Genomic DNA, 13,843 nt, shown 5'->3' on the forward strand with positions numbered 1-13,843 from the left:
TCGCGGGCATCGCTACCGCTACTCAAAAGAGCGGGCTGTCACCGAAAGCGGAAACGATGGTTTCCGCCGGGCTTTTACTGGCAAGCAGCGCGGCCAGCAAAATGCGGGCCTGTCCGGGACGAAGCGTGGATGAATGCACGGCGCCCGCTGCGACAAGGTCATGCCCGCCGCCGCCGCCGCCGTAACTTGCCACGAGCCGCCCTTCCGGCACGCGGCTGGAAACGATGACGGGAACGCCACGTTCTGCGCAGCGCTTCACGGCTTCGGCGATACGCGGATTGGCGTTGCCGGAACCAAGTGCGGCAAGAACGATGCCTTTCGCCCCCGCCTGCAGGCTTGCATCGATATGGGTGGCATCACAGCCGGGATGAATAGCGACGATATCGACGCGCTGATCGGTTACCGGGGCGGAAAGCCGCAGCGTTGCAACAGCAGTCAGCGGCCGGGCCGAGCGGAAGGCGTCCGCCTCGTCCGCGCTCAGCTTGTAAAGTCCCCAGGCTGGCAGACAGCGTCCGCCGAAGGAGAGAAGCACGCCCTTCCCGGCATTCGCCTGATCAAGCGCTGTTTCTATGGCCCGGGCCAGATTGGCCGGCCCGTCAGCGTCCTTATGGTCTGCCGTAAACTGCGCGCCGGTGAAGACCACCGGCTTTGTGATGGCCTGCTGCAAATGCACGAGCAGCGAGGATTCTTCCATGGCGTCGGTGCCATGCAAAACCACGATGCCGGCAACGGCGGGATCATCAAGCTCCACACCCACCGCATCGCTGATGCGCTGCATGTCCGCCAATGTCAGGCTGGAGGAATCCTTCGCCATCAGATCGACAGGCTTCAACCGGGCGCTGATCTGCGGAACCAGCGCCAGCAGGTCCTCACCCGAAAGGCTGGGCGTGCTGACGCCATCGGCGCTACGCCGGCTGGCGATGGTGCCGCCGGTGGCGATGACCGCCACCAGAGGCGTTGCGCCCTGCCCGCTCAATGCGACGCTCCTGCGCCGGCACGCTCGGCCGCCAGACGATGGATGCGGTCACGCAAGAGATACCAGCCGATGACAAGCGCCGGGATGATGACGAGCAGCGAAGCGATGGTCCAGGAGCCAACGGGATAGTCGAAAGCCATCAGCACCAGCACGCCGAACAGGAAGACGAGCGTGAGAATGCCGGTGTAGGGCGCGCCGAACATGCGGAAATCCGGACGCACAAGTTCACCACGCCTGGAAAGCTGCCAGAGCTTCAGCTGGCAAAGCACGATGACCGCCCATGCGCAGATGATGCCGAGCGCCGACAGGTTGAGCGCGATTTCAAAAGCGGCGGAGGGAACGACCGCATTCAGGGCCACTCCGAGAACGGTGACGACCGCCGTGACCGCAATGCCGCCATAAGGCACGCCATTCTTGTTCATCTTCGCCAGCGCCGCCGGAGCCGAGCCGGAAACCGCCATGGAATGCAGGATGCGGCCGGTGGAATAAAGACCGGCATTGAGCGAGGACAGCACGGCGGTCAGAACGACGAGGTTCATGATCACGTCAGCGCCCTCAACGCCGATGGAACCGAAGAAGGTGACGAACGGGCTCTCGCCGGCCTTGTAAGCGGTGTAGGGCAGAAGCAGCGTGAACAGCAGTACCGAGCCGACATAAAACACGACGAGACGCAGAACCACGGCGCGGATGGCGCGCGGCATGACCTTGCGCGGGTCCTCAGTTTCGCCCGCCGCCGTGCCGATCAGCTCAATCGAGGCATAGGCGAACACCACGCCCTGTATGATGACGAAGGCTGGAAGAATGCCGTTCGGGAAGAAGCCGCCATTATCCGTAATGAGGCTGAAGCCGGTAACGTGGCCTTCGATGGGCGTGCCGAAAATTACGAAATAGACGCCAACGACGAGGAAAATGGCGAGCGCAAGCACCTTGATCAGGCTGAACCAGAATTCCAGTTCTCCGAAGACCTTCACCGACAGCATGTTCATCGCCAGCACGACGACCAGTGCCGTCATCGCAAACACCCACTGATCGATACCCGCCAGCCACGGCACGTATTGCTTGAAGAAATTCATGTAGAGCGCGACGGCGGTCACATCGGCCACCGAGGTCATGGCCCAGTTCAGCCAATACATCCAGCCGGCCGCGAAGGCCATCTTCTCGCCGTAGAACTCCCGGGCGTAGGAGACGAAGGAACCGGAACTCGGGCGATGCATGATCAACTCGCCGAGCGCGCGCAGCACCAGAAACGCGAAGAAACCGCAGAGTGCATAAACGAAGACCAGCGCCGGGCCTGCCTGCGCCAGCCGTCCGCCCGCGCCGAGAAACAGGCCGGTGCCGATAGCGCCGCCGATGGCGATCATCTGGATCTGACGCGGTTTGAGGGCCTTGTGGTAACCGAGGTCTTCTTCGATGAAGACCTCACGATCGGCGGACGCCGTTTTCCCAGAATGCATGGATATTTATCCTCCCGATAAAAGTGCTTGCAGTCGGCGATAAGCCGGAAATGACAATGAAACTGGCACAGTCCGCGCTGGAATATGGCCAGCATGCATGCTCATGCGCGCTGTAAAGCTGCATGACAGATTTTTGCCGTCATAATGGCAGATAATGCCGTTCGTCAAGCGTATTCGATATGATTGACCTTCTCCTCCACCCCCATTAAGGTCAAAAAATCTGTAAGACAGCTTTACAGATATAGCAACGCTTAAAAAGCCAGTGGAGGAAAAAGTGAGCGTGACGCGCAAGGAGCATGATTTGCTCGGGACAAAGGAAATTCCGGCGGATGTCTATTGGGGCGTGCACACGGCGCGCGCTGTGGAAAACTTCAAGATCACCGGGGTGACCATTGGCCACAACCCCTATCTCGTGCGGGGACTGGCCTATGTGAAGGAGGCGGCGGCACGCGCAAATCACGAGCTCGGTCTGCTCGACACCGAACGCATGGAAGCCATCGCCGAGGCCTGCCGAGAAATCCGCGCCGGCGCGCTGCATGAGCAATTCGTGGTGGATGAAATCCAGGGCGGAGCCGGCACCTCCACCAACATGAATGCCAATGAGGTCATCGCCAACCGCGCGCTTGAGCTGCTTGGTCACGAAAAAGGCGATTATGCCCGCCTTCACCCGAACGACCATGTCAATCTCAGCCAGTCCACCAACGACGCCTATCCGACCGCAATCAATGTCGGCCTGATCGAGGCGATCGATGATCTGGCGGCTTCCATGGGCGTTCTGAAGGACGCTTTCGACCGCAAGGCGCAGGAATTTGCCGGCTTCATCAAGATCGGCCGCACCCAATTGCAGGACGCCGTGCCGATGACGCTCGGCCAGGAGTTCCGCACTTTCGTGGTGATGCTTGGCGAAGATCAGGCGCGCCTGATCGAATCCGTGGCACTACTACACGAGATCAACCTTGGCGCCACCGCCATCGGCACCGGGCTCAATGCGCCGCGCGGTTATGCCGAGCTTGCCTGCAAGCATCTGGCGGAACTGACCGGACGACCCCTGGTGACGGCCGCCGACCTGATCGAGGCCACGCAGGACCCCGGCGCCTTCGTGCATCTCTCCGGTGTGCTGAAGCGCGTAGCCGTGAAGTTGTCGAAAACCTGCAACGACCTTCGCCTGCTCTCTTCCGGCCCGCGCGCCGGGATTGGCGAAATCACCCTGCCCTCCGTTCAGGCCGGTTCCAGCATCATGCCGGGCAAGATCAATCCGGTCATTCCCGAAGTGGTCAATCAGGTGGCCTATGCGGTGATCGGCAACGACATCACCATCACCATGGCCGCGGAAGCCGGGCAGCTGCAGCTGAACGCCTTCGAGCCGATCATCGTGCGCGCGCTTTCACAGAGCATCAGCCAACTCAGCGCCGCCTGCCGCACCTTGGCGGAACGCTGCGTCGACGGCATCGTCGCCAATCCGGCAATCATGGCGCAGCGCGTGGAAGAATCGATCGGTCTCGCCACCGCGCTCAACCCGCTGATCGGTTATTATGCTGCCACGGAAGTGGCCAAGGAAGCGCTTGCCAGCGGCCGCACGGTGCCACAGGTGGTTCTGGAGCGCGGTTATCTCACCGATGCGCAACTGCAGCAGGCGCTGAGCCCGCGGCACCTTGCCAACCTGCCCGCCCTCACGGCTGGCGAAGCCGATCTTCGCCAATGATCGTCGTCACCACCTGCTTCACCTGCCCAAGGTGAAGCTCCATCGCCTCCCGCGCCTCGGGCGCTGAACCCCGCCGGATCGCCTCGACGATCCGGCGGTGCTCGAAATTCGACGCGACGCGGCGGCCGGCCATCAGGTTCACCATCTCGGATTGCTGGGATAGGGCCTCACGGGCATCGGCGACGACCTTGGCGAACAGCCTGTTGGCCGAAGCTTCCGCAATGGCGCAATGAAACTGCCCATCCAGCAGCACCCAGGGATGCGGCCTTTCTTCGGCTTCCATCCGATCACAGAGGTCAAGCAAGACCTCCAGCTGAGCGTTCGTGCGCCTCAACGCCGCCCAACCGGCCGCAGGAACCTCGATGAAGGGGCGGGCCTCGATCAGATCGCGGGCGGAATAGGCGCCGTAGTTCAATTCGGACGGCGGCGTCGGCGTCATCACATAGGTGCCGCTTCCGGTGCGGGTCTGCGTCAGCCCCAAAGTCTGGAGCGACCGCAGCGCCTCGCGAATGATCGGCCGGCTGACACCATATCGAGCCGCCAGATGGGCTTCCGAAGGCAGCCGGGTGCCGACCGCAAGCTGCCCCGAGGTGATGGCGGAACGGATATCATCGAACACCGCTTCTGCGGCATTCTTGCGATTGATCGGCTGCGCATCCGCAAGCCAATCCGACAACCCGCCCATCTTTAAACCCTCCGCACTCTCAATATGTTCGCAATATCAACGCAAGATCAGACAACCGTCCAAACGCAAAGGACGGCCGCCGCTCTCGCGGCCAAGCCGACCTTCCTAACATTATCCTGCCAGTGGGAACAACGACGGCGGATATTTTTGTTGGAGAGAGGGCGCGGTATCGCCGCACCCTCTCTCCACATCGGATATTACGCCTTGATTTCCGCCGCCTCCGGTTTGTCATCCTCACGCGGGATGCGGAACCATGCGACATAGAGCGCGGGGAGGAAAAGTAGGGTAAGCGCCGTACCCACCACGATGCCGCCCATCATCGCATAGGCCATCGGTCCCCAGAAAATTTCCCGGGAGATGGGAATGAGGGCAAGCGTGGCCGCCGCAGCCGTCAGCATGATCGGCCGCATGCGGTGCTCGGTCGCCTCGATGACGGCGCGCCATGCCGAGACCCCCTCGCTTCTCAGATGCTCGATCTGCACCACCAGAATGACCGAGTTGCGGATCAGGATACCGATCAGCGCCAGCACGCCGAGAATGGCAACGAAGCCCATCGGCGCATTGGAGAAGAGCAGCGCCACCACGACGCCGATCAAGGCAGTGGGTGCCACGGCGAAGACCAGGAACAGCCGGCTGAAGCTCTGCAACTGGATCATCAGGATGGTCGCCATCGCAAACAGCATCATGGGCACGACAGCGACGATCGGCGCTTGTGAATCCGCGCTGGATTCCACCGAGCCGCCCGTCTCCAGCGTGTAGCCGACGGGAAGCGTTTTCTGGAACGCCTCGATCTTCGGCTTCAGCTGCTCCACAATCGTGGCCGGCTGCGTTGGACCGATAATGGCAGCCTTGACGGTGACCGTCGGGATCCGGTCGCGACGCCAGATGGTCGGCTGCTCCAGCTCATAACGGAAATTGGCGATTGCCGAGAGCGGCACGGCCTTGCCGTTGGTCGCCGGCAATTGCAGGTTCTGCAACGTCTCGATCGACCCGCGCTCCGAAAGCTGCGCCCGCGCCACCAAGTTAACGAGGTAGATATCGTCCCTCACCTGCGTGACGGTGGACCCTTCGACAATGCTGTTCATGGCATTGGCGATATCTTCGGAGGAGACGCCGAGCTGGCGGGCCTTGTCCTGGATAACATCGACCTTGACCACGCGCGTCGGCTCGTTCCAGTCCATCACCATGTTGGACAGCAGCCGGTGTTCGCCGACGATACCCGATAATTGCTGCCCGAGTTCGCGGACCTTCTGGATATCAGGACCGCTGAGGCGATATTGTACCGGTTTTCCGACAGGCGGACCGATATCGAGCAGTTTCACGAAGGCGTCGGTGCCGATAAAAGTCTTGTTCAGATAGTCCTGCAACTCGGCACGCACCTTGTCGCGGACATCCAGCCCCTTGGTGACGATGACCGTCTGGCCGAAGGTGACGTCAGGCGTCTGCACGTCGAAGGACAGGATGAAGCGCGGCGCGCCTTCGCCGACATAGGTCGTCCAATGGTCGATATCCGGATTCTTGGCCAGCATTTCCCGCTCAAACTGCGCCATCTGCCGGTTGGTCTCGGCAATGGAACTGTTCTGCGGCAGGTTCCAGTCGACGATCAGTTCCACGCGGTCGGATGACGGGAAGAACTGCTGCTGCACGAGGCTCATGCCGCCGACGGAAAGGCCGAACAGCGCAATGGTGAGGATGATCGTCACCCAGCGCCAACGCAGCGCCCGCCCGAGGAGCCAGGAAAAGGCGGAGGCGAACCGGCCCTTCTTTTCATGGTGCGATTTCATCGTCTTCGGCAGGATGGTGACGCCGAGAAGCGGCGTGAACAAGACCGCGACGATCCACGATACGATGAGCGAAACGGCGATCACCACAAAAAGCGTGAAGGTGAATTCACCCGCCGCGCTGTTGTTGAGACCGACCGGAATGAAGCCTGCCACGGTGACCAGCGTGCCGGTCAGCATCGGGAAAGCGGTGGAGGTGTAAACATAGGTCGCCGCTTTCCTGAGATCGTCACCGACCTCCAGCCGCGCAACCATCATCTCGACGGCGATCATCGCATCATCGACGAGAAGCCCGAGCGCGATGATGAGGGCGCCCAGAGAGATGCGTTGCAGCGAGATGCCGGTATATTCCATGTAGACGAAGGTGATCGCCAGCACGAGCGGAATGGAAACAGCAACCACCATGCCGGCCCTGAGGCCAAGACTGATGAAGCTGATGACAAGAACGATGGCAATGGCCTCGAACAGCGCCGAAGTGAAACCGGAGACCGCCTCATCGACCACGGCTGGCTGATCGGACACACGATGCACATCGACACCAACTGGCAAATCCGCCACCACACGCTTCATCTGCGCATCCAGCGCCTCGCCGAAATGCAGCAGGTTCGCACCCGTTTTCATGCCGATCGCAAGGCCGATTGCCGGCTGGCCGTTAAAACGGAACAGCGATGACGGCGGATCGACATAACCGCGCCGGATCGTCGCCACTTCCGTCAGCGGGAAGAACCGGTTGTTGACCCGCAGATTGATGGACCGCAGGCTGTCTTCCGAGGTGAACTGGCCGCTGACGCGCAGTGCCACGCGCTCAGGCCCGGCATTAACGAAGCCGGATTGCGTGACGGCGTTCTGGGCCTGCAGTGTCTTGATGATCGACTGCTGGTCGATGCCGAGCGCCGCGATCTGCCGTGTGGAGAACTCCAGATAGATCGTCTCGTCCTGCGCGCCGATGACATCGACCTTGCCGATATTGTCGACGGTCAGCACCTTCGCCCGCGCATCCTCCACCAGATCGCGCAATTGCCGCTGGCTGAGACCGTCGCTGGTGAAGGCGTAGATATTGCCGTAGACATCGCCGAAACGGTCATTGAAGAACGGGCCGACGACGCCCGAGGGAAAATCACCCTTGATGTCGCCGATCATGTTGCGCACCCGCACCCAGGTCGGCTCGACGTTGCGCGCCTTGGTTTCCGGCACCAGTTCCACGAAGATCGTCGTGCGACCGGCGACCGTCTGGCTGCGCAAATGGTCGAGATTGTCGAGTTCCTCGAGTTTCTTCTCGATCCTGTCGGTCACCTGCCGGGCCACTTCCTCGGCGGAAGCGCCCGGCCATTGCGCGCTGATCACCATGGTCTTGATGGTGAAGTTCGGATCTTCCTCGCGGCCGAGGTTAAGATAGGAGAAAACGCCGGCAAGAACGAAAACCAGCATGAAGTACCAGACGAGCGAACGGTGTTCGAGCGCCCAGTCGGAGAGATTGAATTTCTTCACTGACGGACCTCCTGATCGATCCTGATGGCCTGTCCATCCCTAAGCTTGTGAACGCCGGCGCTGGCGACGCGCTCACCGGGCTTGACGCCACCTGTAATGCGCACGCTGCCGCCCTCAGTCGGTTCGCCCTCTATCGTGACAGGGCGCAACGTCACCGTTGCCTTGTCGGCATTGACGATCCAGACGCCCCACCCATTGTCGGTTTTCAGCAGGGCTGAGGCGGGAAGCATGATCTGCGGTTCGGAGGCGGCAAGCACCGAGGCCGTGACAACGGAACCCAGCCGGAATGCCGGCGGTGCATCCTGCAGGCTGATCTTCGTGCGGCGCGTGCGCGTCGCCGTTTCGGCTTCCGGAGCGATCTCGCGCACCACGCCGGTGGTGCGGATTTTCGGATCAAGCTGCAGGGCGATCTCGAAGGCGGAACCGATCTCCAGCCGCTGCGCCGCAAATTGCGGAACATCGACCACCACATCACGCACTTCCGGCCGGGCAATCGTCACGACCGTTTGGCCAGCCGAGACGACCTGACCGATTTCGCCTGAGGTTGCCGTCACCACACCGTCAAATTCCGCATGCAGCTGCGCATAACCCAGCTGCTCCTCGGCCTTGTCCAGATTGGCGCGGGCCTTGGCGACGGCGGCATTGGCGGTGCGTGTCGCCTGTTCGGCTTCTTCCAGTGCGGCTTCGGTGCCGCTGCGGGCTTCAGCCAGCACGCGCTGGCGCTGTTCTGTCGTGACCGCATTGGCCAGCTGCGCTTCCGCATTGGAAAGATCGGATTGTGCGCTTTTCACCGCAAGCTCGAGCGCCAGCGGATCGATCGACGCGACCACATCGCCTTTCTTGACCAGATCGGCCACATCGACATTGCGGGCGATGATCCGACCGAGAACACGAAAACCGAGATCGGTCTGAATACGCGATTCCACCGTGCCGGTCAGTCGCAGCGCACCGGCGGGCTTCTCTTCCACGACGACGGAAAGTACCGGACGCGGCGCCTCGGCGGCGACTTCCTGCTTCTCCTCGCAGGAGGAGACCGCAATCGCCACAGCCACCAAAAACAAGCTTCTGTATATACTGGACATTATTGTGCCTGCCCCTTTTCATAGGCGACTTTTTCACCGGTGCGGAGAAATTTGGTCCCGACGGTGACGACGAGATCGCCGGGATTAAGTCCTTGCGCGATGACGAATTGACCGGTCTCGTAGTCAGCGACCTCGACGCGCCGCATGGCGATTTCCGAGGATTGCGGATCGACCACCCAGACGGCGGGAAAGCCGTCCTGCGACGTCATCGCCGACCACGGAAGCTCAATCGCATCGACCTGTCTGAAGCGGAAATGGCCGGATACGGGGGCCCCGAGCGGCATGGTCAGATCACCGTTCAGACCCACCTTGACCCTGATCGTCCCATTGTCCGGATCGATCGTCGGAGAAATCTCCCGCACCGGCGCCGCAACGCTGCGGGTCGGATCCGACAGGAGGCTGACATTGACGAGATTGTCGATATCACGCTCGAGAAACAGGGATTCATAGACATCGAAGACCGCATCGCGCGGCCCGTCATGCGCCAGCGTGAAGACAAGCTGGGCGGCCTGCGCCACCTGGCCGACTTCGACATTGCGCGCCGTGATCACGCCGTCCGCATCGGCCTTGAGTTCGGTATAGGACAGGGCATCCCGTGCCGTGTCGAGCTGCGCCTGCGCCGATCTCACTGCGCCCTGCGTCGTCAGCAGGGTTTCCTGGGCCTTGTCGACCGCCGAACGCGAGGTCACCTGCGTCTTGAAGAGGCTTTGCTGACGGTCGAACGTCAATTGCGCCTGCGTCTGCTGCGCTTCTGCGGATTGCAGGTTGGCGAGCGCGACATCGAGATCAGCCTTTTGTTCTTCAGGATCCATACGGGCAAGCAATTGCCCGGTCTTGACCCGTGTACCCACATCCACCAGCCGCTCGGTAATCTTGCCGCTGACCCGGAAAGACAGGTCCGTCTGGACCCTCGCCCTCACTTCACCCGTTATGACGCTGCCGCGATCGACGGGCTTCTTCTCAGCCGCGACCACATCGACGGTGCGCAGCGGCTTTTCGGCAGGTGGCTCTTCATTGCTGCAGGACGACAGGGCGAAAATGCCGCCAAGCGCCGCCGCGATAAGGATGGTTTTCATGGTGACCTCTTGATCTTCGCCTCATCCTATAATATTTGACTGACTGAATAGTCAATGAAATTCTTATGCCGCCGATCGGGGACCTGTCCGGAACATCGGGCCAGCCTCCCGAATGATCATTCCTATTCGTCCGGCACATCCTTGCGGGCGCATCGGCAATGTTCCGGCATATTGAAGCATGCGCGCGCCTTCACAAAAATCCGTTCCGGTTTTTGCGCGGGTGCTATAGGCAAACCATCTCTCATTTCCGCCTATCGCGACGGACAGAAGGGCACGCGCCGAAAAAACAAAGGGATCCGGGGCCATGGCGAAAGCAAAACTGACACGTGCTGAACAGAAGATACAACGTCCGTTGCAAATTCTCGATGCCGCATTCGAGGAATTCACCAGAACGGGATTTACCGCGACACGGGTAGAGGACATCGCAGAACGGGTGGGTGTGACCAAGGGGACGGTCTACGTCTATTTCGAAACCAAGGAGGCGCTCTTCGAGGCAATGGTCAGGCACGCCTCCCAGCCATTCCAGGAAGCGCTCAAGGCCTATGCGCATACATCCGACGACCCTGTCGAGGAGCTGCGCCTGTTACTGGAATTCATGTTCGACGCACTCGTCGACAACAAGAAAATGCGGGAACTGTTCCGCCTGATCCTTGCGGAAGGCGCAAAATTCCCGGACCTCATCGACCAGCATCATGACACGTTGATGGCGCCGGTCTTCGAGCGCATCAATACGATCCTCGAGGAAGGCGTGGCAAAAAAAAGGTTCAGGGCCAACCCCCCCGAACTTGCCAAGGTCGTGATGTCGCCCATGGTCGGAACATTGGTGTTTCGGCTGATTTTCAACGACCGGCGCATTCTGGACAGGCAGGCCGTTCTGAAGATTCATCTCGAACTGATCATGCGCGGACTGCTGGCATAGCATCACTGCACGCGGCCGCGGACCTCTATTCCTGACTTTCAAGCCGGTATCTGGAACCGGGATAGAGCAGCCGCACGGAGGTGACGGCACGGCTCGACGACCAGGTTCTGCGGCGCACGAGAAAGCAGGGCTCGTTTCGGCTGATGGCCATCAGCTTGCATTCCCACGGCTGGGGCGACGCCGCCTCGATGAATTGCTCGGTCCGGGAAATGGGTGCCGCCGCCGTCAGATAGGCATTCGGCGTGAGCGTATTGAAATCCTGCATCAGATAATCCGGAGCGATCTCCGCATTGACGAAGCGATCTTCGAGCTGGATCGGCACGTCATCTTCATGGTGCACGATGATGGAGTGAAAAACTTTCGCTCCCACGGCGATCTCCAGCGCCGTTGCGAGATCCGGACCGCAAACTTCCGTCTGGGCGAGGATCAGGCTTGGCCGATGGGTTGAACCGCGCTCCTTGATCTCGTCGGCGATGTTGCGCACGCCCATCATGCCGGCGCTTCGCTTTTTCGGAGCGACGAAAGACCCGCGCCCCTGCACGCGAACAATCACCCCCTCAGTTGCCAGCTCCCGCAAGGCGCGGTTTGCCTCGCCGCAGAGCCGCTTGCGCTACGCACCTCGCCCGGCATTCAGACCGTCGGCGCAAACCTGCGCCAACTCCTGGCCGGAAGCCCGCTTCTTGCCCGGTCGGCCGGATCGCGCACGCAGGATCCGCTTAGCCTGCGCGCCGTGCCGCAGGTGCATGGCGCCGTGCGCGACAGCGTCGCGCAGATCGCCGACGTCGTGAACCGCGAGCTTGCGAGCGTCACGGACAACCCTGTCGTCACTGGCACGCCGCAGGCGCCCGAGGTCCATTCCCAAGCCCATGCAGTTGGCGCAGCACTCGGGCTCGCCATGGATGGGCTGGCGACGGCCGCAGCCGAACTTGCCGCGATTTCCGAGCGCCGTATCGACCGGCTCGTCAACCCGCTTGTCAGCGGGCTGCCTGCCTTTCTGGCGAAAAGCGATGGTGTCTGTTCCGGTTTCATGATCATCCAGTACACGGCCGCAGCGCTTGCCGCAGAAAACCGCCGCCTTGCCGCTCCCGCCAGCCTCGATGGCGGCATCACCTCCGCTCTGCAGGAGGATATACTAACACATGCCACCGCCGCTGCCGACAAGGCACTTTCGATTATCGGCAATCTGGAAACCATTCTGGCGATCGAGATCATGAGCGCGGCGCAGGCTTACGACATGCAGCCAGACGAAGCCGGCCGTGCACCCGGCACCGATACGCTCTACCGTCAGATCCGGACGACGGTGCCCTTTTACCGTGACGACCGGCCGCTCAACAATTTGCTGGCTGCTGTGCGGGAAATACTGCAAACCACGCATGCAGGGATACGCGCCGACGCGGGTTGACTGCTGCGCTAGAAATCTGGCTGAACAGGATGTGAAAGAGGTTACTCTCTGCCGGTCTTGTGGGCGATGAGAACGGTTTCCGCAATCGCGCTGGCGACGTGGTGCGGAGCCGCTTCGTAGGCGACGCTCCGTCCAGTCATCATGCTGGGCGCCTTTGCCGAAAGCCCGTGGACGATCTTGCCCGGATGAGCCTCAAATTCCGGTGAGCATGCCGAGCTAGGTCCAGATGCTTTCGGGTGTCAGGATTTCGAAGGGCACGATCCGCTGTTCGACGGAGGACGAACCGCCGTTTTCGATGCGCCGTAACATCACGTCGATCAACTGCTGCGGCATCCTGTCGAGGGGAAGCGGCAGCGAGGCGGTGATCAGCCCTTGGTTGAGGCCCTTGCGCGTTTCCGGGCCGATATCGTTACAGATGATTTTTATGCCGCGCTGCCGCTCGACAGGCAGTTCTCGAAGCGCGCGCAGAACACCAGATATGCCGCCGCCATTGACATAAATCCCCCTGAGCCCGTGTTCGGCAGCAATCATGTCCCGAACGATGACATAGGCATTTTCCGGCTCCTCGTGGGTCAGCAGCGTTTCTGCGACCTGAAGTTCGGGGGTATTTTCCCGCATATAGGAGCGAAAACTCGCATCAGAAACATCCTGACACTGGTAACGATTGCTGCCAATCAGCGGCACGACCGTTCCCTCGCCCTTCACCGTCTGGCTAAGGAACCATGCCGCCGTGCGGCCGCGTTTCCAGCTATCGGTTCCGACAAAGCCCGCCCGGCTCGCCGCCGACAGATCAGACACATAAGTCACCACGGGAACGCCCCTGCCCCGCAGTTCATCGATCGCCTGGCTGACAAGCGGGTGATCGGCCGTCACCACCGCGATTGCGCTGCAGGATTGCCCCATCTTCAGGAGATTGGCGGAGACGGCCTCCGGCGAAAGATCATCCTCGAAAACGACATCCGGCTCGATAATGCTATCCGGCCGCTGGCGTGCGGCGGCAATGATCCCTTCCGCCCAAAGCCGATAGAGCGGGCGGTGGGATTGCTGCATCAGAAAGCCGAGCCTGTGGTGAGGCATGGCCTCGCGGCGACGGTCCTTGATGGTGCCGAGACCATAAAAACCGATTTCCTCCGCCGCCTTGAGAATCTGCTCGATCGTATCCTGTCGCACGGCGGTCGAACCGTGCAGCAGCCGGTTCACCGTGGAGATGCTGACGCCGGCGGCCTTCGCAAGATCGGTGATGGTCGGTCGGTTCATGGCGCCTCACAATCCTATCAT

9 protein-coding genes and 2 pseudogenes are annotated in these 13,843 nt (G+C 61.2%); 3 read left to right on the top strand and 8 right to left on the bottom strand.

The window, feature by feature from the left end; translation table 11 throughout:
• Positions 1–22: 22 nt before the first annotated feature.
• Positions 23–976, bottom strand: a complete 954-nt coding sequence (locus WDZ78_RS03255) for an asparaginase (protein ID WP_425672299.1) — start codon at positions 974–976, stop codon at positions 23–25.
• Positions 973–2,430, bottom strand: coding sequence for an amino acid permease (locus WDZ78_RS03260; protein WP_425672300.1), 1,458 nt, complete (start codon positions 2,428–2,430; stop codon positions 973–975). The genes WDZ78_RS03255 and WDZ78_RS03260 overlap by 4 nt, the downstream gene beginning before the upstream one ends.
• 274 nt (positions 2,431–2,704) lie before the next feature.
• On the opposite strand from WDZ78_RS03260, the gene WDZ78_RS03265 reads away from it, so the two are divergent.
• Positions 2,705–4,132, top strand: a complete 1,428-nt coding sequence (locus WDZ78_RS03265; protein ID WP_425672301.1) for an aspartate ammonia-lyase — start codon at positions 2,705–2,707, stop codon at positions 4,130–4,132.
• Here WDZ78_RS03265 and WDZ78_RS03270 read toward each other — a convergent pair.
• The 4 genes from WDZ78_RS03270 to WDZ78_RS03285 all read right to left on the bottom strand — a co-directional run bounded on the left by WDZ78_RS03270 (position 4,101) and on the right by WDZ78_RS03285 (position 10,244).
• Entirely contained in the window at positions 4,101–4,817 is a 717-nt protein-coding gene (locus WDZ78_RS03270) for a FadR/GntR family transcriptional regulator (RefSeq protein WP_020012272.1), read from the bottom strand. The genes WDZ78_RS03265 and WDZ78_RS03270 overlap by 32 nt on opposite strands.
• A 197-nt stretch (positions 4,818–5,014) precedes the next feature.
• On the bottom strand, positions 5,015–8,086 hold the full coding sequence (locus WDZ78_RS03275) for an efflux RND transporter permease subunit (protein ID WP_425672302.1): 3,072 nt from the start codon (positions 8,084–8,086) through the stop codon (positions 5,015–5,017).
• Positions 8,083–9,168, bottom strand: coding sequence for an efflux RND transporter periplasmic adaptor subunit (locus WDZ78_RS03280; protein ID WP_026364052.1), 1,086 nt, complete (start codon positions 9,166–9,168; stop codon positions 8,083–8,085). Before WDZ78_RS03280 ends, WDZ78_RS03275 begins: the two co-directional genes overlap by 4 nt.
• Positions 9,168–10,244, bottom strand: a complete 1,077-nt coding sequence (locus tag WDZ78_RS03285; protein WP_020012275.1) for an efflux RND transporter periplasmic adaptor subunit — start codon at positions 10,242–10,244, stop codon at positions 9,168–9,170. The genes WDZ78_RS03280 and WDZ78_RS03285 overlap by 1 nt, the downstream gene beginning before the upstream one ends.
• Before the next feature lie 304 nt (positions 10,245–10,548).
• On the opposite strand from WDZ78_RS03285, the gene WDZ78_RS03290 reads away from it, so the two are divergent.
• On the top strand, positions 10,549–11,163 hold the full coding sequence (locus WDZ78_RS03290) for a TetR/AcrR family transcriptional regulator (RefSeq protein ID WP_425672303.1): 615 nt from the start codon (positions 10,549–10,551) through the stop codon (positions 11,161–11,163).
• A gap of 25 nt (positions 11,164–11,188) precedes the next feature.
• On the opposite strand, the pseudogene hutC reads toward WDZ78_RS03290, so the two are convergent.
• Positions 11,189–11,752: pseudogene (gene hutC / locus WDZ78_RS03295) on the bottom strand (histidine utilization repressor); the annotation flags it as partial.
• 3 nt (positions 11,753–11,755) lie between these two features.
• Between hutC and WDZ78_RS03300 the strand changes: the two are divergent.
• Positions 11,756–12,565 (top strand): annotated as a pseudogene (locus WDZ78_RS03300) (aromatic amino acid lyase); the annotation flags it as partial.
• Positions 12,566–12,781: 216 nt separating this feature from the next.
• On the opposite strand, the gene WDZ78_RS03305 reads toward WDZ78_RS03300, so the two are convergent.
• A complete protein-coding gene (locus WDZ78_RS03305) occupies positions 12,782–13,822 on the bottom strand; it encodes a LacI family DNA-binding transcriptional regulator (RefSeq protein ID WP_020012282.1) in 1,041 nt (346 codons plus the stop codon).
• Positions 13,823–13,843: the final 21 nt, after the last annotated feature.

The sequence above is a fragment of the Agrobacterium sp. M50-1 genome, from assembly GCF_049843495.1.
In the GTDB taxonomy this organism is placed as follows: Bacteria; Pseudomonadota; Alphaproteobacteria; order Rhizobiales; family Rhizobiaceae; genus Agrobacterium; species Agrobacterium radiobacter.

What these genes read in the sequence shown, in the direction of transcription:
- WDZ78_RS03260 (WP_425672300.1), bottom strand. Translation starts at nt 2,430, where the DNA reads ATGCATTCTGGGAAAACGGCGTCCGCCGATCGTGAGGTCTTCATCGAA.
- WDZ78_RS03270 (WP_020012272.1), bottom strand. Translation starts at nt 4,817, where the DNA reads ATGGGCGGGTTGTCGGATTGGCTTGCGGATGCGCAGCCGATCAATCGC.
- WDZ78_RS03280 (WP_026364052.1), bottom strand. Translation starts at nt 9,168, where the DNA reads ATGTCCAGTATATACAGAAGCTTGTTTTTGGTGGCTGTGGCGATTGCG.
- WDZ78_RS03285 (WP_020012275.1), bottom strand. Translation starts at nt 10,244, where the DNA reads ATGAAAACCATCCTTATCGCGGCGGCGCTTGGCGGCATTTTCGCCCTG.
- WDZ78_RS03290 (WP_425672303.1), top strand. Translation starts at nt 10,549, where the DNA reads ATGGCGAAAGCAAAACTGACACGTGCTGAACAGAAGATACAACGTCCG.
- WDZ78_RS03305 (WP_020012282.1), bottom strand. Translation starts at nt 13,822, where the DNA reads ATGAACCGACCGACCATCACCGATCTTGCGAAGGCCGCCGGCGTCAGC.